The 24,238-nt window shown below is 46.0% G+C and carries 16 protein-coding genes and 1 tRNA gene; 10 read left to right on the forward strand and 7 right to left on the reverse strand.

Features of this window, described 5'->3' with window-relative positions; all coding sequences use genetic code 11:
* Nucleotides 1-165: 165 nt before the first annotated feature.
* Complete coding sequence (gene asnS, locus SHEWPOL2_RS01255; RefSeq protein WP_037418214.1) at nucleotides 166-1,566, forward strand: asparagine--tRNA ligase; 1,401 nt, start codon at nucleotides 166-168, stop codon at nucleotides 1,564-1,566.
* Nucleotides 1,567-1,812: 246 nt separating this feature from the next.
* Complete coding sequence (locus tag SHEWPOL2_RS01260) at nucleotides 1,813-2,823, forward strand: D-alanine--D-alanine ligase (protein ID WP_037425231.1); 1,011 nt, start codon at nucleotides 1,813-1,815, stop codon at nucleotides 2,821-2,823.
* 83 nt (nucleotides 2,824-2,906) lie between these two features.
* Here SHEWPOL2_RS01260 and SHEWPOL2_RS01265 read toward each other — a convergent pair whose 3' ends face one another.
* The 4 genes from SHEWPOL2_RS01265 to SHEWPOL2_RS01280 form a co-directional block, all read right to left on the reverse strand.
* Nucleotides 2,907-5,162, reverse strand: a complete 2,256-nt coding sequence (locus SHEWPOL2_RS01265) for an EAL domain-containing protein (RefSeq protein WP_037425234.1) — start codon at nucleotides 5,160-5,162, stop codon at nucleotides 2,907-2,909.
* 334 nt (nucleotides 5,163-5,496) lie between these two features.
* Nucleotides 5,497-6,711 carry an RsmB/NOP family class I SAM-dependent RNA methyltransferase gene (locus SHEWPOL2_RS01270; protein WP_037418205.1) on the reverse strand — a complete coding sequence of 405 codons (1,215 nt, stop codon included), beginning with the start codon at nucleotides 6,709-6,711 and terminating at the stop codon, nucleotides 5,497-5,499.
* A gap of 151 nt (nucleotides 6,712-6,862) precedes the next feature.
* Entirely contained in the window at nucleotides 6,863-8,131 is a 1,269-nt protein-coding gene (locus tag SHEWPOL2_RS01275; protein WP_037418202.1) for a sugar MFS transporter, read from the reverse strand.
* A gap of 139 nt (nucleotides 8,132-8,270) precedes the next feature.
* Entirely contained in the window at nucleotides 8,271-9,893 is a 1,623-nt protein-coding gene (locus SHEWPOL2_RS01280) for an alpha-glucosidase (protein WP_037425237.1), read from the reverse strand.
* A 496-nt stretch (nucleotides 9,894-10,389) separates the two neighbouring features.
* On the opposite strand from SHEWPOL2_RS01280, the gene SHEWPOL2_RS01285 reads away from it, so the two are divergent.
* The 7 genes from SHEWPOL2_RS01285 (at nucleotide 10,390) to SHEWPOL2_RS23075 (ending at nucleotide 20,687) form a co-directional block, all read left to right on the forward strand.
* Nucleotides 10,390-13,119: a TonB-dependent receptor gene (locus SHEWPOL2_RS01285; protein WP_037425240.1), complete on the forward strand. Its 2,730-nt coding sequence runs from the start codon at nucleotides 10,390-10,392 to the stop codon at nucleotides 13,117-13,119.
* 116 nt (nucleotides 13,120-13,235) lie between these two features.
* Complete coding sequence (locus SHEWPOL2_RS01290) at nucleotides 13,236-14,726, forward strand: tryptophan halogenase family protein (RefSeq protein ID WP_037425243.1); 1,491 nt, start codon at nucleotides 13,236-13,238, stop codon at nucleotides 14,724-14,726.
* A 59-nt stretch (nucleotides 14,727-14,785) separates the two neighbouring features.
* The gene (locus SHEWPOL2_RS01295) at nucleotides 14,786-16,801 is read left to right on the forward strand and encodes a glycoside hydrolase family 13 protein (protein ID WP_239642724.1); all 2,016 of its coding nucleotides are present in this window, start codon (nucleotides 14,786-14,788) and stop codon (nucleotides 16,799-16,801) included.
* Between the two features lie 87 nt (nucleotides 16,802-16,888).
* The gene (locus SHEWPOL2_RS01300) at nucleotides 16,889-19,018 is read left to right on the forward strand and encodes an alpha-amylase family protein (protein ID WP_037425246.1); all 2,130 of its coding nucleotides are present in this window, start codon (nucleotides 16,889-16,891) and stop codon (nucleotides 19,016-19,018) included.
* A gap of 118 nt (nucleotides 19,019-19,136) precedes the next feature.
* Nucleotides 19,137-19,520 carry a VOC family protein gene (locus tag SHEWPOL2_RS01305; protein WP_037425249.1) on the forward strand — a complete coding sequence of 128 codons (384 nt, stop codon included), beginning with the start codon at nucleotides 19,137-19,139 and terminating at the stop codon, nucleotides 19,518-19,520.
* Nucleotides 19,521-19,728: 208 nt separating this feature from the next.
* A complete protein-coding gene (locus SHEWPOL2_RS01310; protein ID WP_037425252.1) occupies nucleotides 19,729-19,938 on the forward strand; it encodes a hypothetical protein in 210 nt (69 codons plus the stop codon).
* A gap of 473 nt (nucleotides 19,939-20,411) precedes the next feature.
* Nucleotides 20,412-20,687: a hypothetical protein gene (locus tag SHEWPOL2_RS23075; protein ID WP_239642725.1), complete on the forward strand. Its 276-nt coding sequence runs from the start codon at nucleotides 20,412-20,414 to the stop codon at nucleotides 20,685-20,687.
* A gap of 138 nt (nucleotides 20,688-20,825) precedes the next feature.
* Here SHEWPOL2_RS23075 and SHEWPOL2_RS01320 read toward each other — a convergent pair.
* Together SHEWPOL2_RS01320 and SHEWPOL2_RS01325 are read right to left on the reverse strand one after the other, a co-directional pair.
* Nucleotides 20,826-20,902, reverse strand: a tRNA-Pro gene (locus SHEWPOL2_RS01320).
* A gap of 194 nt (nucleotides 20,903-21,096) precedes the next feature.
* Nucleotides 21,097-22,572, reverse strand: a complete 1,476-nt coding sequence (locus tag SHEWPOL2_RS01325; RefSeq protein WP_037425257.1) for an alpha/beta fold hydrolase — start codon at nucleotides 22,570-22,572, stop codon at nucleotides 21,097-21,099.
* Nucleotides 22,573-22,745: 173 nt separating this feature from the next.
* Here SHEWPOL2_RS01325 and SHEWPOL2_RS01330 point away from each other — a divergent pair, with 173 nt between their 5' ends.
* The gene (locus tag SHEWPOL2_RS01330) at nucleotides 22,746-23,294 is read left to right on the forward strand and encodes a hypothetical protein (RefSeq protein WP_037425260.1); all 549 of its coding nucleotides are present in this window, start codon (nucleotides 22,746-22,748) and stop codon (nucleotides 23,292-23,294) included.
* A gap of 76 nt (nucleotides 23,295-23,370) precedes the next feature.
* Here the strand turns inward: SHEWPOL2_RS01330 and nadE are convergent, their stop codons facing one another.
* Nucleotides 23,371-24,201 carry an ammonia-dependent NAD(+) synthetase gene (gene nadE / locus SHEWPOL2_RS01335; protein WP_037425381.1) on the reverse strand — a complete coding sequence of 277 codons (831 nt, stop codon included), beginning with the start codon at nucleotides 24,199-24,201 and terminating at the stop codon, nucleotides 23,371-23,373.
* Nucleotides 24,202-24,238 lie beyond the last annotated feature (37 nt).

Consider the following 24,238-nt stretch of genomic DNA (forward strand, 5'->3'; position numbering starts at 1 on the left):
CAAACAACCTAAAGATGTCGGATTGTGGTTGATTGGGTATATATTGCTTAATAGCGGTAATATTCACCTCAGGATACCTTTTTCAGCTTGAGAAAAGCCACCAGCAAGGTAATATAAACCTCCAAAATTTTCATATAAAACGTTTCGTTGGAGAACTAAGCAACAATGAGTATTGCATCAGTCGCTTCTGTATTTAAAGGTGAGCACGCAGTCGGTTCTACAGTCACCGTACGTGGATGGGTAAGAACTCGTCGTGACTCTAAAGCTGGCATCTCTTTTTTGGCAGTCTATGACGGCTCCTGCTTCAATCCTATTCAAGGTGTCGTGCCAAATAGCTTAGAAAATTACGACAACGAAGTGTTAAAGCTAACTGCTGGCTGCTCGGTGATCGTAACCGGTGAGATTGTGGAATCTCCAGGCGCGGGCCAAGCCTATGAGCTGCAAGTGACTCAAGTTGAAGTGACTGGCTGGGTTGAAGATCCAGACACTTATCCAATGGCGGCTAAACGTCATTCTATTGAGCATTTACGTGAATTGGCGCACTTACGCCCACGTACCAACATCATTGGTGCCGTTGCTCGCGTACGTAACTGTTTATCTCAAGCCATTCACCGTTTCTACCACGAAAATGGCTTCGTGTGGGTATCTACACCGCTGATCACCGCATCTGACTGTGAAGGCGCAGGTGAAATGTTCCGTGTATCCACACTGGATATGGAAAACCTGCCACGCACCAGTGATGGCAAAGTAGACTACGACAAAGATTTCTTCGGTAAAGAGGCTTTCTTAACCGTATCGGGCCAATTAAACGGCGAAACCTACGCCTGCGCCCTGTCAAAAATCTATACCTTTGGCCCGACTTTCCGTGCTGAAAACTCAAACACTAGCCGTCACTTAGCGGAATTCTGGATGGTTGAGCCCGAAGTGGCCTTCGCCACCTTAAGCGATATCGCCAGTCTCGCTGAAGGCATGCTGAAATACGCCTTCAACGCGGTATTAGCTGAGCGTATGGACGATTTGCAATTCTTCGCCCAACACGTGGATAAAACCGTAATTGAGCGTCTGCAATCCTTCGTCTCGAGCGATTTCGCCCAAGTGGATTACACCGATGCAGTAGATATTCTGCAAAAATGTGGCCGTGAGTTCGAATTCCCAGTGTCTTGGGGTATCGACTTATCCTCTGAGCACGAGCGTTATCTGGCCGAAGAGCACTTTAAAGCCCCAGTGGTTGTGAAGAACTATCCAAAAGATATCAAAGCCTTCTACATGCGCCTTAACGAAGACGGTAAAACCGTTGCCGCGATGGACGTATTGGCTCCTGGCATTGGTGAAATCATCGGTGGTTCGCAACGTGAAGAGCGTTTAGACGTGCTGGATATGCGTTTGGAAGAAATGGATCTGAACAAAGAGGATTACTGGTGGTATCGCGATCTTCGTCGTTATGGCACAGTGCCACACGCAGGTTTCGGTCTAGGCTTTGAGCGTTTAGTGTCTTACGTCACTGGCGTATCAAACATCCGTGACGTGATCCCCTTCCCACGCGCGCCACGTACCGCAAACTTCTAATCTTATTTATTCGAGATAAGACTTTAAAACGCGCTATTAGCGCGTTTTTTATTGCCCTTCAAAAATGCTTTAAAATGCATCACTTGGTCAAACTCCTTCGCCTCAGTCCTTGCGCTTTAGGGGCGAAGAAATCTAAGATGGCAGCGGCTAATACAGTGTCGTTATTTTCTGAATAGCCCAGTTGCATGTTAGTGGCGTAGTTGCACGAAGCAACTCAACAGCATTTTGCTCAATCGAGGAATCATAATGTCAAAGATCAATTTACTTTTGCTGTGCGGCGGTGGAAGTGCGGAACACGATATTTCCCTACTGTCGGCTAATTATTTTGAAACCTCGTTAGCAAAATCAGAACAGTTCAATGTACTACGTGTAGTACTGGATAAATTTGGCCAATACCAAACCGCCGCAGGCGATGACTGCGAGCTGACCAATAACCGTGAGATCCGCTTTCGTGACGAGAGCAAAGCCCCTTGGCCCGTGGATTATGTGATCCCTTGCATTCACGGTTACCCAGGTGAGACAGGCGACATTCAGTCTTACTTTAATCTTATCCAACTGCCCTACTTTGGTTGCGAATCCGAAGCCAGCAGTAACTGTTTTAACAAGATCACCGCTAAGATGTGGTTCAGCGCCTTAGGCATTCCCAACACGCCTTATATCTTTTTAAATCAATACGATGATGAAGCCATTGCCCAAACCCAAGCGGCACTTGAAAAGTGGGGATCAATTTTCGTCAAGGCAGCCTCTCAAGGCTCCTCAGTCGGTTGCTATAAGGTTGATGACAGCAGCAAAGTGCCTGGCGTGCTTAAAGACGCTTTTGGTTATGCGCCCTACGTGATTGTCGAAAAAACCATAAAAGCCCGAGAACTTGAAGTCGCCGTTTACGAATATCAAGGTGAAGTGATCGCCACTCTACCCGGCGAAATTATCTGTGATAGCAATACCTTCTACACCTTCGATGAAAAGTACGCGAAAAACAGTAAGGCCCGAACCGATGTCGTCGCGCAAAATGTACCGACTGAAATCAGCGATCAGATCCGAGCCTATGCGATTAAAGCCTTTAAAGGCATGAAGTTACGTCACCTGTCCCGTATCGACTTTTTCTTAACCGCGGACAATGAAATCCTGCTGAACGAAATCAATACCTTCCCAGGTTCGACGCCCATTTCTATGTTCCCTAAGATGCTGCAAAATCATGGGCATGATTTCACCCAATACTTAAGTTTAGTGATTAACAGCCAGTTAGCGGCAAAGTAACCACCTTAATCAGAGAAAGGTTTAGTCACAATAAGAGCGCCAATGGCGCTCTTATTGTTTGAGATGATACATAGTGATGATGATCAACGCGGCGACATGGCCGCTTGTTTCGCCAGTAATTCAAAAAATGCTGCCTTGGGCATGGGTTTATAAAATAGATAACCCTGAATTTCTTGAATATGGTTATCCATCATTACCTTAAGCTGTTCTTGAGTTTCAACCCCTTCCGCCGTGACTCGCAGATTAAGTGCATGACTTAAGCGTACTATCGCTTCAATCAAGGCAAGATGTCGCTCACCTTCCGAGAGCCTGTCAATAAAGCTCTTGTCGATCTTAATTTGATCAATAGGGAAATTCGCTAAATAAGACAACGAAGAATAACCCGTGCCAAAATCATCGAGGGAAATATTAATACCTCGACCACGTAACTCATTAAGCACTTGAATTAAATGAGTATGTTTTTTCATTAACAGGGATTCGGTGATCTCCAAGGTGATCAACTCATAGGGAAAATCCTCTATCCCTAAACCTTCAATAATATCGGCGAACGAATCACAAAACTCATCCTGCAACTCATGAGACCAAAATTCAAAGGTCGACACGTTAATCGCTAAACTCATCGGCCAACCGAGCGCTTGCATTTCAATAATGGTTTGCATCACAGCTTGGCGTACACAACGGCCAATATTGACAATTAAACCACTGTTTTCAGCAATGGGGATAAACTCATCGGGGGAAATAAACTGTCCTTCATGCTGCCAGCGCAGTAGCACCTCGGCACGCACAATGAGCCCCGTTGTCGCATCGACTATCGGTTGAAAGTACAACTCGAAAGCTTTTTGCTCTAATGCTTGCTTAAGTAGCGTGTGTAAATTAGCAATACGCTCTGCATTTTGTTGCATTTGCTCGGTAAAAAAATGATATCTATTACGGCCATTCGCCTTCGAGATATACATCGCTTGGTCAGCGCAGTTTAACAGTTGCTCTAAATCGAGGGCATCTTCAGGGAATCGCGCAATACCAATACTCACTGAGCTATAAACGCCTTTATCGAGGGATAATTCATAACGTCGATAAACCTGCTTATTGATCTTGTCAGCGAGTTGCGACAACTCTCTTTGAGTCACAACCCCTGGCAGTAGGATGGCGAACTCATCACCACCTAAACGTGCAAACACCGCCTGCTCGTTCAAACAAGTTTTAACCTGTTCCACCATCTGCACTAAGAGGACATCGCCTTTGTCGTGACCGTAGGTATCGTTTACTTGTTTAAAGTTATCCAAATCCATCAACATAAAGCTAAAGCCAGGCGTTAGGCTATCGGCACAAATAAGCTCTTGGATTTGTCTAAACAAGGCATTACGGTTAGCAAGTCCCGTCAGGGAATCATTATTCGCTTGATATTTGATTAACTGAGCCGCTTTTTTACGCTCACTGACGTCAGAAAATAACCACGCAAACCCATTATCTGTACTATGGGGTTCACGAAAAACCGTTACGGTTAAATCGAGATAAAAGGTTTCACCATTATTCCGCAGACCGACCAGTTCACCCTGCCACATCTTCCCCTCAGAGAGATGGTTAAAGAGGGAAGCAATTTCATGGGGCTCAGAGGGAGAGAAAAACAGCTCAGGATTAAAATCTAAAATAGGCTCAGGCTGTGGCCAAACCATCAGTTTAAAAGCATCGTTGGCATAAAGTACCGAATGCTTTTCATTAGTGATCACCAGTGCTAGGGGTAAACGATCAAATATTTTCACTGCAAGACGCTGAAACTCCAGCGATCGACTACGTTCTATGGCTAAACTCGCCAGTCTTGCCGCTTCAGCAATTAAGGTTAAATCCGCAGCCGTTGGGGATTTAATGACTTTGTAATACATTGCAAAGGTGCCAAGCACCTTACCTTGAGAATCTTTAATAGGTTCAGACCAACAAGCTCTTAATCCATGAACAAGTGCATAGGATTTATACAAGGCCCAATAAGGATGATGTTCGATATCCTCAACAATCACCCTTTCCCCCGTATAGGCCGCGGTACCACAGGAACCGGCCTCAGGGCCAATTTCGACGCCATGGATAGCTTGATTATAACTATCAGGTAAATGGGGCGCGGCCCCCATGAGCACTCTTTTACCGTCCTCACTGAGCAATAAGACCGAGGCGTGGGTGCCAAGGCGTTGATCTTCAATTTTTAACACTAAGGCATGGAGAATTTCTGCCAATGGCGCACCATTGAGCAGCATTGAAAGAATACCGTTGTAACACTCGAGGCTAACGTTTTGATTAAACGGGACACTTAACTTACCAACCGCACCTACAACCTGCATTCCTTCGTCCATAGTACCCTTGTCAGTTAGCGTGTAAGTTAACGACATTACTAAGGTGATTAACCTTTGTAAATTAGAAGTGAATTTTAGGAGTATAAACAAGCTAAAGCAACCTTTCGATGTGTAACCAAAGGTTGCTTTAGTCTAAGGAATATTGACGTTAAAGGGTTATTTTTGCCGCAATTGGGTTGCAAGTCCCTACACTAAAAGTCTTTTAAAACTACTCGACCTCCCATAAGAACAACCATACATCACAGCGCATTTCGCGAGCATGCTCTAGCAAGGGCACACTTCATGTAATCTCGAAGCGTCAACCCTCTAGGAAATTAGGCGAATATACTGCGGTTTATTCTTGAATGCGTTCAAGCTTTGCGAGATAAAAACCATCAAAACCAGTATCGGCTGGACTGATCGTTTCATCCTCGAGTAAACGGAAATTGGGATTTTCAGCTAAAAAGGCATCCACTTGACCGCGGTTTTCGCAGGGGAAAATCGAGCAAGTCGCGTACACCACAATGCCACCGACCTTCACCATGCGACTGTAACTGCTGAGAATATGCTTTTGCAGTTCCATCAACACAGGTAAACGTTCAGCGGTATCACGCCATTTGGCGTCGGGATTACGCTTTAATACCCCAAGGCCAGAACAGGGCACATCGAGCAGGACGCGATCGGCGCTAAGTTTTAAGCGTTTAATGGTTTTAGAGCCGACAATTAACCGTGTTTCGATATTGTGGGCACCATTACGACGGGCGCGCTCTTTCAGATTGTCGAGTTTCCATTGCTCCACATCCATCGCTAACAAACGACCTTTACCTTGCATTTGTGCAGCAATATGCAAGGTTTTTCCGCCAGCACCAGCGCAGGCATCAATCACTCGCATACCCGGTTTGGCATCGAGCGCTGCGGCTACCCGTTGTGAGCCCGCATCTTGCTGCTCAAATAAGCCATCTTTAAAGCTATTTGTACGAAACAGTGCCGAATCCGATGTCACTTCAAGGGCAGAATCAACGCTTTCGACCGCTTGAGTTGAGACAAATTCGGCCGCTAATTTTTGCGTTAATTCATCACGGGTGACTTTTAAACCATTAACCCGCAGGAAACGTTTAGGTGGCGTGCTTAAGGCCGCGCGCTCTTTTTCCCACGAAGCCCCCAACTGCTCATGTCCCATGGTATCTAACCATTCCGGGCAACCGTCCCAAAGTACGGGGTTAGTTTTAGCCTGTTCAATACGCGCGGCTAAATCATCAGTATCCACTGGCAGTGAGTACTGCATTTTAGGCAGTTCCAGCGCGTGAAATAAGTGCCACACATTAAGTAGCTTTGAGCCTAAACGCGCCATTTCTTCCGGCTTGATGTCGGCTAAGAAACAGTAAAGATTTAAGCGGCGTAGAATATCGCCCGTTACAGTCGCGATCCGCGCCTGCTCGGCGGGTACTAACTTTAATCCTGAAAAATGCTGAGAATAAGCCCGGTCTAAGGGTTTTCCTTCGCTTAGCACCATAGCTAAGATATTGATCACTAATTCATTCGAGCTGGCAGAAAGCGGAGAATTCAACATTTACAGGTCACCGTGAGTAATAAAACCGAGGGATCATAGGAGGTCAGGCACGAATACGCAAGTAAACAGATGCTCAGTTGCTATTAAGCACCGCAAAAGCCCAATAAAAAAGCGATCACAGGGATCGCTTTCATAAAACACTCAAATGCTCTTACATTTTGGAGCCCCGAGCACCATAGAATAGAATAAAACCATAGCACACCACAGGCAGAATAAATGCCAGTTGGATGCCTAAGTTATCGGCTAACACGCCCTGCAATAATGGCACAATCGCACCGCCCACAATGGCCAAACAGAGGATACCGCTGCCCTGAGAAGTATGGGGACCTAAATCTCGCAGTGCTAAGCTGAAAATGGTCGGAAACATGATTGAGTTAAATAATCCCACGCCCAAAATCGCCCACATGGCAATGCTGCCACTGGTTGTCATGGCCACCAACACTAACAATGCCGCCATAAAGGCATTGAATGCAAGCACTGTGCCTGCGGGGATTTTTTGCATCACAGCCGAGCCAATAAAACGTCCGACCATCGCGCCGCCCCAGTAATAGGCGATGTAATGGGCCGCTTGTTCTTCTGGCATACCGACTATGTGTGATTCACCAAGGAAGTTGACTAAGAAGCTACCGATAGAAACCTCAGCGCCCACATAGACAAAAATCCCCACTGCGCCCAGCACTAAATGCGTGCTTTGTAGTGCGCTGGTTTTACCTAAATGGGTTTGAACCCCACCAGTTGTTTCAGTATGTTCACGGATCACCGGCAAATCTAACTTAGCAAAAATGATGGCAAGTACGGCAAGAGCTGCGGCGAGCAACAAGTAAGGCAGTTTAACGACTTCCGCCTCGGCATTGGCTTGCGCTAATTCAGAAGACGCCGTTGCCGCCACCGATAAAATCAAAATAGACCCAAAAAACGGCGCAACTGTGGTGCCAAGTGAGTTAAAAGCTTGTGTCAGGTTTAAACGGCTCGATGCAGTTTCTGCGCTACCAAGGGCGTTGACATAGGGGTTGGCTGCCACCTGTAAAATGGTGATGCCTGAGGCAAGCACAAAAAGTGCGCCGAGAAATAAACCGTAGGTTGCAAGGGATGCGGCAGGATAAAACAAGCCACAGCCGATACTGGCAATCACTAAGCCTGTGACAATCCCTTTTTGGTAGCCAAGTCGTTTAACAAGTTGGCCAGCTGGAATAGACACCAAGAAATAAGCCCCAAAGAAACAAAACTGGATCAACATCGCTTGGGTGTAATTGAGTGAAAAAACAGCTTTTAGGTGGGGGATCAGAATATCGTTTAAACAAGTGATAAATCCCCACATAAAAAACAGTGAAGTCAGTGATACTAGCGCAAAACGGTAGTTGCCATTATCCGATCCGCTGACGCTGGTCGTGTGGCTGCTGGTGTTAATAGATGACGCCATAGTTGTGCTCTCTAATCATGTTTTTATTATCTAAAGGGTATGTCCCTTAGGCGTTTGCGTAAAACAACAAGCAGTAACAATCGAGTTGTCACTGCTTGTTTGAGGCCATAGCAGGAAGATCGCTAACTTATACAACCAACTAGACCAATAGTGCATAGAAGCTGGCATAGGCTGAAAATATCAAGTTATCACCCTGCAAGTGTGCGGTTTTTAAACCATGTCCGGTTAATTCTTGCTGTAACTTAAGCCCTGCTAGCGACAACTGAGTCTCAGAGTCTAATAGGTTGAAGCAAACCAATAGCTTCTGTTCCCCAAGTTTACGCACAAACACCAATAACGGCTCTGGCGCATCGAGAAACTCAATCTCCCCTTCAATCAAAATAGGATAACCTTTGCGCCATGCAAGGAACTGACGATAGCTATGTAACATAGATGCGGGGTCAGCTTCTTGTACATCAACAGCCAGAGCTCGATGCTCGCTTGTCACTGGTAACCAAGGGGTTACTTGACTAAAGCCTGCAAAATCTGCATGTTGCTCCCATGGCATGGGAGTACGGCAACCATCTCGCCCCTTAAACATCGGCCAGAAGGTTTTGCCGAAAGGGTCTTGTAACTCGTGGAATTCAATTGGTGCTTCGGTTAAGCCAAGCTCTTCCCCTTGATAACTACAGACACTGCCACGCAGCGAACAAAGCATCGCATTAAGCATTTTCACCATATCGGGTATTTGCTTACCGCGCCCCCAACGGCTCGCTACCCGCTGCACATCATGGTTACCGATTGCCCAGCAGGGCCAGCCATCGCCAATACTGCCTTCCAGCGCTTCTACCGTTTGGCGAATATAAGTGGCACTGTAGTCATCGGTCAGCAACTCAAAACTGTAAGCCATGTGTAAGCGATCTTCGCCCTTGGTATAGGCAGCCATTACAGCGAGTGAGTCTTCAGCAGAAACTTCACCTAAGGTCACAGCGCCTGGATAACGATTGATAAGTTGGCGTAATTCTTCAATAAACTGAATCGTTTGTGGGCGATCGTTATTGTAATAATGGTACTGATAGGCATAGGGATTATCTTCACTAAATCCCCGCCCTTGGCGTTTATCCTTGGGTTTTGCCGGATTATCACGAAGCTGCTCATCGTGATAACAGAAGGTAATGGCATCTAAGCGGAAACCATCGACGCCCTTCTTCAGCCAAAACTCCACATTATCTAACACGGCTTGACGTACTTCAGGATTGTGGAAGTTTATGTCGGGTTGGCTGCGCAAAAAGTTGTGCAGATAATATTGTTGCCTGCGCGGTTCCCACTCCCAAGCGCAACCACCAAAGATCGCTAGCCAATTATTGGGTGCGGTACCATCTTCCTTCGGATCCGCCCACACATACCAATCGGCCTTAGGATTGGTACGGTTCTCACGACTCTCGATAAACCACGCATGTTGATCCGAGGTATGGCTTAACACTTGGTCGATAATGACTTTAATACCGCATTGATGGGCTTTTTCAATCAGCTCATCGAAATCCTGCATCGAACCGAATAAAGGATCGACCTCGCGATAATCACTAATATCGTAACCAAAGTCGGCCATAGGGGATTTAAAGAAGGGTGAAATCCAAATGGCATCCACATTCAGGCTGGCAATATAATCTAACTTAGTGATGATCCCGCGAAGATCGCCTACGCCATCACCATTGGTATCTAAAAGGCTGCGTGGATAGACTTGATAAATTACGGCGCCACGCCACCAGGTTAACTCACTCATAATGCCCCTTTATCCTTATTCTTCAGCGAGCTAACCCAAAAACTCACTAACAGGCAGTTACAGCAATGTTACTGCGGAGTAAAGGCGCTACGGCTTGTATTTGTGACAGCGAGCATACGTGAAGAAGGAAATAAGGTTCAATACACCTGCATACGTATGCAAAGCGCACTATCATCAGACCTGTCTAACCAATAACAAAATAACCCTTTATTAACATTGTGTTATACTAAATTTGCTGGAGATAAAATTGGACTTTTTTTCCCCATAACCCCAGTTTTAGCGGGTGCATGAGCTATTGAATACGTATGCACTATATTGTGACCCCAAGATTAGCGGGAGTAGTATCTTCACCGTTGCATAACAATTTGGTCATAAACGCAGCACTTATGCAGTCAATTAAGCGCCGAATACCAAAAAAGGCCGCAAAAACAATGCGGTAATAACGATAAAACGCTCTACATAAGCGGTTAAAAGCGACTTCAAGGGGAAGATAGAAATGATGCGATTTAAACCCAGCTTGCTGACCTTAGCACTTGTTGCTGCAGGCGCCAGTATGCACTCCTACGCAGCAGATGATACTACTGCACAATCGACAGCAACCAAAGACGAAAATATAGAAGTCATTCAGGTGACTGGTATTCGCCGTAGCTTGCAAGAATCCCAATCGTTAAAAATGTCTTCTTCTTCTATCGTTGAAGCGATTTCTGCTGAAGATATTGGTAAGTTACCTGATGTGAGTATTGCCGAATCGCTTGCCCGTCTTCCTGGTGTATCTGCACAACGTTTAGATGGTCGTGCAAACGTGATTTCGATTCGCGGAATGGGACCCGATTTTACCACAGCAACACTCAATGGTCGTGAACAAGCCTCAGTTAACGATAACCGCAGTGTTGAGTTTGACCAATATCCATCCGAATTACTTAACCGTGTCGTCGTGTACAAAACACCAGATGCATCGGTAATGGCACAAGCTATTGGCGGTACCGTTGATATGCAAACCATTAGCCCTCTTTCACATGGTGAACAAACGATTGCGGTAGCAGTGCGCGGTGAAATGAACGACCTGGGCGCACTCAACAGTGGCTCCGACGACAAAGGTTACCGCGGAAGTATTTCTTATATTGACCAATTTGCCGATGATACCTTAGGTGTCGCCATTGGTTATGCCCGCATGATGTCTCCCAACCAAGAAGAACGTTGGCAAGCCTGGGGTTATCCAGATAATGCTAATGGTGACAGTGTATTAGGTGGTGCAAAACCCTTTGTTCGCTCTAGTGAATTAGAGCGTGATGGCGTACTTGCAGTAGTAGAATATGCCCCTAATGAGCGATTCCACTCGACTCTAGATCTGTACTACTCCAAGTTTGTGGACGACCAACGCCTACGTGGTATTGAGATCCCTGCGGCTTGGGGCACCAATGGCGGCGTTGTTGCCACTACGACTGTCGATGGTCTGGTGACTGAAGGTGTAATCAAAGGCGCTGAAGTGGTTGTACGTAACGATGTCAACAAACGTGACGCGGACTCTTTATCCCTCGGTTGGAACAACAAATTCAGCGTCAATGATAGTTGGAACCTTGAAGCTGATGTCTCCTTATCTAAAGCCAACCGTACCGATATTGGTATGGAGAGCTATTCGGGTACTGGCCGCGGAACAGGCGTAGGCGCTGTGGATGATTTAAGCTTTGCCTATAATGGCAAAGGTGGATATGTTTTTGATCATAATATTGATTATGCAGATAAAAACCTAATCAAACTTGGTGACCCTCTCGGTTGGGGCAGCCCGCTTGGCGCCAATACTCAGGATGGTTTTATTAACAAGCCTGAAATTGAAGATGAACTCACCTCTTTGCGTCTCAGTGCCGAATACATTCTCGATGGTGGCGCAGTTCGCAGTATAGAATTTGGTGTAAACCGGACCGATCGTGATAAAACCAAAGTCGACAAAGGTTATTATTTAACGCTCAAAGGCTATGATGGTTCTGCCGATTACACCATGACAGTACCCGATAAGTATTTACTCGATCCGACCTCCCTCGCCTTCTTTGGCATGGGCAATGTGCTAAGTTATGACTCTTTAGCGTTCTACAACGATGGCAACTATATCGAAACAGACGTCGCCGATGTGGATTTAAGCCGCGCGACTAATTCTTGGGCGGTACAGGAAAAAGTTACTACGGGTTACGTATTAGCAAATCTTGAATCTGAAGTCTTTGGTATTCCATTCACGGGTAACGCCGGCCTTCAGGCAGTTCATACTGATCAGTCGTCGGATGGGACTGTTTCCACTGTAGAAGCCGGCAAAGTAATTTTAACACCACGCACCGCGGGTGACTCCTACGTTGAATGGCTGCCAAGCTTGAACTTAAGTTTTGAAGTGGCCGATAGCCAAGTGGTGCGTTTTGCAGCTGCGCGTACACTAACCCGTTCACGTATGGATAAAATGAATGCCAACCTGAACTACAGTTATACAGCCAATCCAAGTAGTGGCAATCTTAACTGGAATGGTAACGCGGGTAACCCTGAACTTCGTCCCTGGTTAGCCCGTCAATATGATTTAGGTTATGAAAACTACTTCAGTGATCAAGGGTATTTCTCGGTCGCCGTATTCTATAAGGATCTTGAAAACTACGTTTACAATCAATTTACCGAATTTGATTTCAGCACCCTATTCCCACAAAAGCCAACAGACAACCCGATTGGTAATATCGACCAACCTCAAAATGGTGAAGGAGGTTATGTTCAAGGGATTGAGGCTGCCGTTTCAGTAGATTTTGGCATGTTCGCTGATGTGCTCGGTGGCTTTGGTACTGTACTGAGTGGTTCATACAATGACAGTGAAGTGAAAGAAACACCAACGAGCGAACCCACAACCCTGCCTGGCTTGTCTGAAAAAACCTTTAACGCCACAGTTTATTATGAAAACTCAGGCTTTGAAGCGCGTATCAGCTCACGTTACCGCAGTGACTTCCTCGGTGAAGTAACTAAGATCAGTCTGCAACGTGAAAACGTCAACATTAAAGCGGAAACAGTGGTCGATGCCCAAGTCAGCTATGACTTTAGCGAAAGTGGAATTGAATCATTGTATGGTCTGTCTGTTCTTTTCCAAGTCAACAACTTAACCAATGAACCCTTTACGTCTTACTTCGGTTCTGATCAACGTTTAGTGCGTGATTATCAAAACTATGGTCGTAACTTTATGTTAGGCGCTAACTACAAGTTCTAATCGTTTACGTACCAAGCCTCTGCAATCTACTGCAGAGGCTTTTCTCTTTATTGTTCAATTATCAGTAATTTCCCATTGAGTCATCAGCCTTAAACATCAACTAAAGGGCTTAGATCATGAGTCAAATCAAAGATATTGTCATTGTAGGTGGCGGCACTTCGGGTTGGATGACGGCCGCATTATTAGCAAAATTATTTAAACACACCCTTAGCATTACTCTCGTAGAGTCAGAAGATATTGGCACCATTGGTGTAGGTGAGGCCACTATTCCACCACTGCAATTATTCAACAGTGTTCTAGGGATCCCCGAAAACGAATTTATCAAAGCGACCCACGCCACTTTTAAGCTCGGTATTCAATTTGAACACTGGGGCAAACAGGGTGATAACTATATGCATGCCTTTGGCAATATTGGTAAAGATATAGGATTTACGCAATTTCACCATTATTGGCTAAGTGCTAAACCACAGGAAATAAGCGCATTTTGGGATTATTCCCTCAATTATCGAGCCGCGATCAGTAATAAATTCCAATCACTTGAACAAATCCCCCATTCACCTTTGGCGGGTATAACCCATGCCTATCATTTCGATGCTGCTTGCTACGCTCAGTTACTACGACAATACAGCGAAAAAGCTGGCGTAAAACGCATTGAAGGTAAAGTTGAAGCGGTAAATTGCCTAGATAATGGCCATATTGCCAATCTGACACTGGTGTCTGGTAAATCTGTTCACGGTGATTTTTTTATTGATTGCTCAGGATTTGCTGCCCTATTAATAGGAAAAACACTTAATGTTGGCTATGAGAGTTACCAAGATTGGCTACTGTGCGACAGTGCTTTCGCCGTGCCCAGTGAAAAAGGTGGTGTAATAAAACCCTACACGCGCTCGATTGCCCATGAGGCTGGTTGGCAATGGCGGATCCCGCTACAACACAGAACAGGAAATGGCATCGTTTATAGCAGCCGCTATATGAGTGATGACGAGGCAAAAGCAAAACTACTGTCGACACTTGAAGGTAAACCTCTCGCTGAGCCGAAAAAAATATCCTTTATTCCTGGCCGTAGGCTTAAACAGTGGCAGCATAATTGTGTTGCTATAGGTCTCTCAAGTGGTTTTTTAGAACCTCTTGAATCTACAAGCATTCATTTAGTGCAATCGGCCATCATTCGCTTAACTAAATTGTTTCCCCACCAAGGTGTAGTCCAAGCAACTGTGGATGAGTTTAACCGGCAATCTCAGCTCGAATTCGAACAAATTCGCGACTTTATTATCCTGCACTATTACCTAAACCAACGTTCAAACTCAGATACCGACACGCTATGGAGCGCCTGTCAGCAAATGCTGATACCTAAAAGCTTGCAACAGAAGATCAGCCTTTTTAGCGAAACGGGCGCTATTTTTAGGCACAAGGATGAACTCTTTACGGAAGCCGCTTGGATTCAAGTGATGTTAGGACAGGGAATCATCCCTACAGATTATAATCCACTCGCAAACACAGTCGCCCCTGAGGCTTTAACTGAATTTTTAAGCAATATCAAAGTGATAATCAAAAACACCGTGAGTAATATGCCAACCCATGAACAGTATCTAGCACAACTAGTTTAAGCCTCATCAAGTAAAGAAGCCTAAAAGTGTCAATACTTGGCAATGAATAAGGAACAATTATGATCTTCACACGACGACATCTACTACTCAGTATTAGCTTTTTAATCAGCTGGAATACTCAAGCGGGTACAATTGATTCTACAGCGTTATTATCAGCCAATCTCAGTGCTAGTGAAGTCAATTCAACAGATCCTTTAACTCTCGAACCGCTATCTTGGTGGGCGGGCATGCATAATCCAAAGCTGCAATTAATGCTGCACAGCAGTGCCCTGCCTGCGGATGCAACACAGCTTAAGGTTGAGATAGCAGGCAAAGATGTGGTGTTTGAAGGGATTGAACAGACGGATAATCCCCATTATTTGTTTATCAATTTAGACTTGCACCAAGCCAAACCGCAGACCTTTGACATCCGCATTCTCGCTGGCGATAAGCAGCTCTTTCGAGTGCCCTACACTTTAGCTGCACGGGCTGATGGCAGCAGTGAGCGCCAAGGCTTTAGCAATAAAGATGTGATTTACCTTATCACCCCTGACCGATTCGCCAATGGCGACCCAAGTAACGACAATCAAGCCGATATGCTCGAGCAGGCAGCACCAGAAAATTCCGATGGGCGCCATGGCGGCGATATCGAAGGTATACGCCAGCACTTAGATTACTTAGCCAAACTGGGCGTCACTCAGCTGTGGATCAACCCACTGCTTGAAAATAACCAAGCCCAATACTCCTACCATGGTTACGCCATTACCAATCTTTATCGGGTCGACCCGCGTTTTGGCAGCAATCAGGATTACCAAAGGTTAGTCACGGAGGCTAAACAACGTGGCCTAGGGGTGATTAAAGACGTAGTACTTAACCATATCGGCTCAAACCATTGGTGGCTAAAGGATTTACCGAGCAGTGACTGGCTCAATGTCCCGCAGCATCCCGATACAAAAAACGCCACAACGTCTCCTGCGGCCAGTTCTACTAGCCCGAACTTTACCAGTCATAGACGCACCACAGTGCAAGATCCCTACGCCGACACGCAGGATAAACGGGATTTTGTCGACGGTTGGTTTGTCGATTCGATGCCCGATCTTAATCAACGCAATCCAAAGCTTGCGACTTACCTTATTCAAAACAGCATTTGGTGGGTGGAATACGCGGGGCTTTCGGGCATTCGTGAAGACACTTACTCCTACGCCGATAAAGCCTTTTTAGCCCGATGGTCAAAAGCCTTAATGGCGGAATACCCGCATTTTAATATTGTCGGAGAAGAATGGACCGCCAATCCCATTACCGTCGCCTATTGGCAAAAAGGCAAAATCAATGCCGATGGCTATAGCTCAGATTTGCCGAGCCTGATGGATTTTCCTCTTTATGAAAAGCTGGTTGAAAGCCTCAACGAGCCAGAAGGTTGGGACACAGGTTTTATCAAGCTTTACGAGATGTTAGCGAATGATGTGGTGTATGCAACCCCAAGCCAGTTAGTCCTCTTTGAAGGCAACCACGACACTAATCGGATTTATAGTCTGCTTAAAGAAAACCTGCCGCTGTATCAAATTGCCCTCACCTATGTGTTAACGGCCAAACGCATTCCACAGCTGTTTTACGGCACAGAAGTATTGATGACCAGCCCCACCGAAGGTCGCCACGACGGTGTAGTGCGCAGCAATTTTCCGGGTGGCTTTGCCAATAGCAAAGTCAACGGTTTTAGCGGTAAAGGGCTAAACGCAAAACAGCAGCAAGCACTTGCGTTTGTGCGCCCCCTACTCAATTACCGTAAACATTCAGCCGCGCTGCAAACGGGCGATTTACTGCACTTTGTGCCGCAAAACGGCATTTATGTGCAATTTCGATGCGTCGCAAAACATGTCGCAGCGGACAATGCCTGCTATCAAGCCGATGCAGATAAAGTGATGGTGATTTACAACAAGAATGACCAAGCGCAAACGCTGGAGTTAAGCCGTTTTAGCAAGGTATTGGCGGGCAACACCTCGGCGAATTCAGTCCTCACTGGAGATAAGATTAATCTTAATCAATCACTTGCCCTGCCCAATGCCGGTGTCATGCTGCTTGAACTCAATCATCAATAACCCATACTCAATCAAGCAGCTAAGCATGCTTAGCTAACAGCGCGGCCAACCTACAGTTTGGCCACCAGGTCAGTAAAGGAACCTAGGTTGAATTTTCTATTATCTAACAGCAGTAAACGTCGCGCTTATCGCTGGCATCAGGGATTAACCCTACTGGCCCTCAGCAGCATTAGCACCTTTTGCGCTATGGCAGCATCAGTAATCAGCACTCAAGCAACCGCGTTGGATTCAGTGGCGGCTAAAACCCTGCTTGCCAATCCAAATGTGGCCGAAGGCGAAATCCTGCCAGCCCATCACAATGCTGAGCAAGCAAACAAGTACAAACCTGTTGTTTATCAAATTTTTACCCGACTCTATGGCAATAAAAACACCACCAATAAACCTTGGGGCACGATTAGCGAAAACGGTGTGGGTAAATTTAATGATATTGATGACACAGCGCTCAAAAGTATCAAAGACTTAGGCGTTACCCATGTGTGGTATACGGGAGTGCCCCACCACGCCTTAATTGGCGATTACAGTGCGATTGGTGTTAGTCACGATGATCCCGATGTGGTTAAGGGCCGCGCCGGTTCGCCCTATGCGGTTAAAGATTATTACAACGTAAACCCCGATTTAGCGGTTGATCCCACCAAGCGTTTACAGGAATTTCAGGCACTTATCGAGCGCACCCACAGGCAAGGCTTAAAGGTAATTATCGATATAGTGCCTAACCATGTGGCGCGTAATTATCATTCCATCACTAAGCCAGATGACGTGCGCGATTTTGGTGAAGACGATAATCAAACCCTTGAATATGCAAAGCATAATAACTTTTACTATGTGATTGATAACAAGCAATCCTCTGGCTTTCAAGTGCCCGATTTACCAGAGAGCCTCAAACCGTTAGGCGGTGAATCGCATCCCCTAAGTGATGGTCAATTTAAGGAAATCCCCGCCAAATGGACGGGCAATGGCTCACGCCTTGCCAAGCCAGATATGAACGACTGGTATGAAACCGTCAAAATCAATTACGGTGTCCGACCCGATGGCAGCCATGATTTCCCCGCACTACCGCCACGCTATGCCACACTCGGCACCGAGCAGCACTATGCTTTTTGGCAGCAACGAACCCGTGAATTACCTAACTCTTGGATCAAGTTCAATCAAATTGCCCAGTATTGGTTAGCGATGGGAGTCGATGGATTTCGTTACGATATGGCCGAAATGGTGCCTGTCGAGTTTTGGAGCTATTTAAATAGTCATATAAAACATAGTCATCCCGAAGCTTTTATCTTAGCTGAGGTCTATAACCCCGCGTTGTATCGCGACTATATTCAGCTCGGCAAAATGGATTACCTCTACGACAAAGTGGATCTTTACGACACCCTCAAAGCCATTATGGCAGGGCAAAAAAGTACCGCGCAGATCGCCGCAGATCAGGCCAAAGTGCAAGATATCGCCCCGCATATGCTGCATTTTTTAGAAAACCACGACGAGCAGCGCATCGCCAATGCCGCCTTTTTAGGTCGTTTAAGTGGTAATGCGTCAACGGATGCGGTCGATCCCCGCTACGCCCTGCCCGCGATGGTGGTATCAGCAACCTTAAGTACCTCACCCACCTTGATTTATTTTGGTCAAGAAGTAGGTGAAGCGGCGACGCAAAACCTAGGCTTTGGCCATGCTTCGCGCACCAGTATTTTTGATTATGCGGGCGTTCCTGCCCATCAGCGCTGGATGAATCAAGGTAAATTTGATGGCGGCCAATCGACAACAACAGAAGCCGCGCTGCGCACCTACTATCAAAAACTATTGAACCTCAGCACGGGGAAAAATGCGCCCGCGCTCTTGGGGCAATATGACTCGCTAGATGAAACTAACCGCAGCGAGGTAGCGGCTGCAAAGGCTAGCAATAAGGCCAACAATAAGACAATCAATGGCAGCGCAACGGGTTATGATGACGCAACCTTCGCTTTTGTCCGCTTTGAGGCCAATACCACCGCTAACAAAGGCCAAAAGCTGATTATTGTCAGTAACTTTAGTCAAACCCAAGCCAAGTTATTTTCACTTAAACTGCCCCAATCTCTGATTGCGCAATGGCAGTTAACCGATGCAACCTATCCGCTTAAGGATTTACTGGAAGACTATACGGCGCAGTTGGTTGTCGAACAAGGTGAAGGTCAAGTTCAGTTGCAGCTAGCACCTCTGTCCTCCGCGATATTTGAACTCGCCCATTAGCCAGCTAGCGAAGTAAGATAAAAATCTTAGGTTAGCGCCAGAGTCACACACCGTTGTGACTCTGGCTTTTTTAAAACACACTAGCCTAAACATCAGTTAAACAGTACAGAGGCAAGCCATGTTACTCGGCATTCACCATGCAGCGATTATTTGCAGTGACTATCAAAAGTCCAAACACTTTTATGTGACGATTCTTGGCCTTAGCGTGCTGGCAGAGCATTATCGTGAGGCACGCCAGTCCTACAAACTCGATTTACAACTACCGGATAAGAGTCAAATCGAGTTGTTTTCCTTCGACAATCCTCCCAAGCGCCCTAGCTATCCCGAGGCCTGCGGTCTTAGGCACCTTGCCTTTCGCGTCGAATCGATTGAAACGGCGATCGAGCATCTTACGGCCCATGATATCGCCGTCGAACCTGTCCGCATTGACGAATACACTGGTAAAAAGTTCAGCTTCTTTAGCGACCCCGACGGCTTACCCTTAGAGTTATATGAGCTATAACCTGAATCCTCAATGTATTAAAAATGTAAATAAAACAGCGCACTAACATAGCGTATTCACGCAACGAATAAGATGAATAAAGCTTAATTACGCCAAAGGAGTTTTAGCAGTAGACTCAATTCAGCGGCGCAGCACTAGCTCATCGTTTGACCAATATGGCAGAGTAAAAGGCTGGAGCTTACCAAGGCTAATCACAGAGGAGCTCAAGGTGTTTGATAACCCAACATTATTGTTATGGAGTTTAGTCTTTGGCCTCTTTGATCTTGGCTTTTTCACCTACGGCAAGCGCCAAGCCGCCCCCATCCCTCTGGCCGTCGGCCTCACCCTGATGATTTACCCTTATTTTGTCACCAATCTCGCACTACTTATCGCCATCGGCATCGCCCTTATCGCACTCCCCTATTTTGTAAGAATATGATTTTTAAGTAGTAGAAATATTCAAAGCTAGAAATGCGTTGAATAACTGACAGGATTAAAATAAAGCTGAGTGGGAGATTACGTGTTAGGAATTAGAACTGTTTTGCTGGTATTGGCTTATGATGAGCCATGGTATTTGATCATCGACACGGTGAATAGAAACCTAGGGTTTCTAAGCTTATGAACGAGAGCCATGGTCGTTCTCATGCGTCCCTGCATTGTACGACATTCAGGCGTCCTGCCTATCAGATGGCGAACTGGCCGTTAAACACGGATGTTGTTCAAGTCCATCCGTGGATGCTCGCCCGTCTGATGTGAATGGATTCACGAATGCCGCGATGGCATGGATGCCAAAGAGCGGCCATGGGGCGGCCGTCTCGCTAATGGTAATCCCGCATTATCGATAAGAGTCGCGATGGGTTCCTTTGCCCTTATGTGGTTCATCGCCGACCAGACAAACAGAATAAACAAAGTGTGGCCACAGACCACCGCTATCAGCTTGATCCTAATTACCTTAGCAGAGCCTTTTCGGTATTAAGGGATGAGTTAGGTCTGTGCGACCATTTAGAAATGAGCCAGCGCCCAACCTTCCACGAGATACGTGCGCTATCTGCCAGATTGTTTTCGGATATGGGTGTTGACCCTCAAGGTCGGATGGCTCACACCGATGCCAAGTCCACCAAAATCTATGTGCGGGATCACCTGCAATGGACCGAAGTTCCACACGCTGAGATTAAATTCAGCCATTAATAAAACTAAGGCAAAGCACTAATTGGAAAAAGAATTTTTGAATTCCGTTAGTCCCCCGTTAGTCCACCCTTGCATAAACAAGCAGACACAAAAAAGCCCGCAACTGATTAAGATTGCAGGCTTTATTGTTTATGAATTTGGTCGGTATGAGAGGATTCGAACCTCCGACCCCTGACACCCCATGACAGTGCGCTACCGGGCTGCGCTACATACCGAAATATTGTACTTAATAGAACTGTACGACATCAGCTTAAGTACTTATTACTTAAGATGCTATCGAGTGGGGTTCACCTTAAGTGACGCAGACTTTAGCAATTGGATTCAATCAACGCAAGTGCTTAGTGAAGTCTGTTTGATCAACTGCTTAGTTTCTGGCCTGAATGACTACATTTTCAAACTATTATACCTTTCAGTGTGCCTCATTCGGCATATGTGCACTTCGATATTGTTCAATTCGGTCCATCATATAGGGGAAAAAGGGGTTCCATTTTTGACGTAACATTTCTGAAGCAGGCACACTATAAACGCCTCGCTCACCACGGGAAGCGGCTGCGCCTATTTGTATGCGGGTTAGCTTCTCATTGCTTGACATGCCATATAGGCCATCATTTTCAGCAAAAGGTAACGCAACATGAGAAAGAGAATACACGCCCGCCGGCCAATGAAGCGGGAGGTGTTCAATCTGAGATAACGACTCATCCTGTGGCCTCAATCCAAATTCCCGAGCTTGAACCTGAGTCGTTTCGTTATTGATATTTTCAATCAGCGTGCCTCGGTAATGAATGTTGTCAGTGGCTGTTGGTAACAAAGCGGGTAGTGGATCATTTGTCATTAACTTACTGTTGATAACAGTACGATTCATATCAAATAACACTAATTCATGGCCCTTTTGCGGTAGCGTTTGATACAACAAACTCACTACAGCTGCACTAGATACCGTTGCATCGGCAACGGATTGAAAGCTTAAGATGGCTGGAATCTGTTCTCGCTGCAAAGGCGTTAATCCGCTTAACAAACTCTGATTACGTAATGCCAATTGGTAGACGACATCCCCTGCGTTGACGGCAAAAGACATGTACTTAAAGGGATCGTATTCCATCTGAATACTATTCCATTGCAGCTTATCTAAGTCGAGCAAACGGCCTATCCAACTTTGCCAGCGAGCCGCTGCCGCAATGGGCGCAAGGCCAATTGCGGGCGACATAAAAATCATCCCTGCGTAGTCAGGCGCTTTATCTTGATTAATCAGTTCAAGTTCATGGTTAAGTGCCACTGCAGCGCCCGTTGAAAAGCCAATAACAAATAACGGCTTACCTTTAAGTTCTTGTTTCATGTGCGCCGTTGCCAAATTAACTGCGGCGGCTAAGTCTTGCCAGTACAGGCTCGTCAAACCACTAGGAATGGTGCCATGGCCTGGAAGTCTTAATCCAAGTACATGGGCTTTACCTTTAAAATGTGCTGCCACATTAGACATAGCATAGGGTGAATCTGACATACCATGGAGCAACAATACGCCAAAAGGCGCATTGGCTTTAGGCCATTCAAAACTGCGATTCCAGTTTTGTGGCCATCTCGCGGGATCGGCAAGGCTGTTTTTAACATAACGATTGACGGGCGATGCATCTGCCGCCGACACTTTTTTGAGTACTTTGTTATCGACCTCAGTGAAAAGCTTATCTTCTAAGGCAATGTAATCACCAAAGTTATGGAGTTTAGTGTTGTAGTGGAATTCGTGTTTTAACTCAGTCGTGTGCCAGAGGGACAGATCGGGTTTAGCATTGAGAAAATAAATTCCAGTCACTAATAAGGCAACTGCAATACCTAAACAGCCATAAAAGGCAGCGAAAAATAAATGTTTAGTTGAGCCTATGATAATGGCTTTCATTGCTGCCCCATGGTTCCTATAAAAATTCGCATGCAGATTATACGGTTAGATAAAAATAAACCTCAATATTCATATTTAAGATTTGTTTTGATGGCATTTTAGTTTCGGCGGTTTACCCTATTTAGGTTAATATCCGCTCTACTTTTATTCGATATTCGCAAATTTTACTTATTATGCATATTGGTCCAGCCACAGCGTCCTATGCGTTTTATCTCCCTAATCCCCCACTCATGCCTGAATATTGGCATTGGGAGCAGGATAACGCGATAGCAGAACTCATCGCCTTAAACGGTAACCACTGGCGTAAGATCTTCACCATTATGGCCAAAATTTGCGCCCCCAGTGAGGATTGGCGCCACTATCGCGACAACTTATTACTCAAAAAACACCAAATGCTCTTGATAGGTGCTAGTGCCCTATCGCCCCATGCCAATATTCATATTGTGTGTGGGCAAGCTGCCGCGACGGCATTAGGAATTGCTATCGAGAGTCATATCGCCGCAGGCCCTCAGCAAAGCGCCAACCAGCAAACAGTACTGCAATTGATGCAAGCCTCCCAAGGTAAACTGCAAGACATCACGACAATAATGCAGACTCAATCTTCCCACTCGATATCAGTGCTACTCACGCCCTACTTAGATTACCGCCAATACTCTAATGCCCTGATTGCACTTACACGCTCGCATCTACGAAACGTATCTGACTTGATAAAAATTTCATAAAAAAGCACCCAGATAAGCCGAGTGCTTTAAAAGAAAACTTAGATAGCATTGCCTATGCCAAGGTTAGTGATAAAAATCAGTCGTAGATGGTTGGAATGGGCTGGCGCTTATGTTGGGTGGCCTTATAGATATTGATAAGCTTCTCTTCCACAGCCTTATCAACGACCTTTCCTTCGAGGAAATCATCAATTTGCTCATAGGTCAGCCCGAGCGCGACTTCATCTTCGAGTAGCGGTTTGTTGTCCTCTAAATCCGCCGTTGGTGCCTTGTAAACTAATGACTCAGGAGCACCGAGATAGGCCGCTAATTGGCGCACTTGGCGTTTATTGAGGCCAAATAAAGGCGCGAGATCACAGGCACCATCGCCCCATTTGGTATAAAAACCGGTAATGTTTTCGGCGCTATGATCAGTCCCCACCACTAAGCCGCCGACTAATCCCGCTAACTCATACTGGGCAATCATGCGCATCCGCGCTTTAACATTGCCCTTAACAAAATCCACTTTCGCCTCATCCGGCATACTCAGTCCCGCCTCAACAAACGCACTTAAGGTGGCTTGATGCACGCCATCAACACCTTGGTGCACATTTACTGTGACTAATTTGGATGGCTGAATAAATTGGCACGCTTGCTGAGCTTCATGCTCATCTTTTTGAATTTGATAGGGTAAACGCACCGCAATAAACTGATAACCGCCCTCGGGATGTTCACTATTGAGGCTATCAACGGCCAACTGGCATAAACGCCCCGCCGTCGATGAATCCACACCTCCGCTGATCCCTAATACCAACGCCTTACTGCGGGCCTCTTTGAGCTTGGTTTTAATAAACGCCACGCGGCGCTGCACTTCAAACTCAGGCTCAATCGCCTTGAGTACCTTCATTTCTCTTAAGATCTGCGCTTTCACCGAAAATTCCACCTTAAATATTCGCTGTTATTGGGAG

This window comes from Shewanella sp. POL2 (assembly GCF_000282755.1).
GTDB classification, from domain to species: Bacteria; Pseudomonadota; Gammaproteobacteria; order Enterobacterales; family Shewanellaceae; genus Shewanella; species Shewanella xiamenensis.

Coding starts and splice junctions, on each gene's coding strand:
- SHEWPOL2_RS01270 (WP_037418205.1), bottom strand. CDS start 6,711: ATGTTGAATTCTCCGCTTTCTGCCAGCTCGAATGAATTAGTGATCAAT.
- SHEWPOL2_RS01265 (WP_037425234.1), bottom strand. CDS start 5,162: ATGGACGAAGGAATGCAGGTTGTAGGTGCGGTTGGTAAGTTAAGTGTC.
- SHEWPOL2_RS01285 (WP_037425240.1), top strand. CDS start 10,390: ATGATGCGATTTAAACCCAGCTTGCTGACCTTAGCACTTGTTGCTGCA.
- SHEWPOL2_RS01305 (WP_037425249.1), top strand. CDS start 19,137: ATGTTACTCGGCATTCACCATGCAGCGATTATTTGCAGTGACTATCAA.
- SHEWPOL2_RS01325 (WP_037425257.1), bottom strand. CDS start 22,572: ATGAAAGCCATTATCATAGGCTCAACTAAACATTTATTTTTCGCTGCC.
- SHEWPOL2_RS01260 (WP_037425231.1), top strand. CDS start 1,813: ATGTCAAAGATCAATTTACTTTTGCTGTGCGGCGGTGGAAGTGCGGAA.
- SHEWPOL2_RS01280 (WP_037425237.1), bottom strand. CDS start 9,893: ATGAGTGAGTTAACCTGGTGGCGTGGCGCCGTAATTTATCAAGTCTAT.
- SHEWPOL2_RS01330 (WP_037425260.1), top strand. CDS start 22,746: ATGCATATTGGTCCAGCCACAGCGTCCTATGCGTTTTATCTCCCTAAT.
- SHEWPOL2_RS01295 (WP_239642724.1), top strand. CDS start 14,786: ATGATCTTCACACGACGACATCTACTACTCAGTATTAGCTTTTTAATC.
- asnS (WP_037418214.1), top strand. CDS start 166: ATGAGTATTGCATCAGTCGCTTCTGTATTTAAAGGTGAGCACGCAGTC.
- SHEWPOL2_RS01290 (WP_037425243.1), top strand. CDS start 13,236: ATGAGTCAAATCAAAGATATTGTCATTGTAGGTGGCGGCACTTCGGGT.
- SHEWPOL2_RS01275 (WP_037418202.1), bottom strand. CDS start 8,131: ATGGCGTCATCTATTAACACCAGCAGCCACACGACCAGCGTCAGCGGA.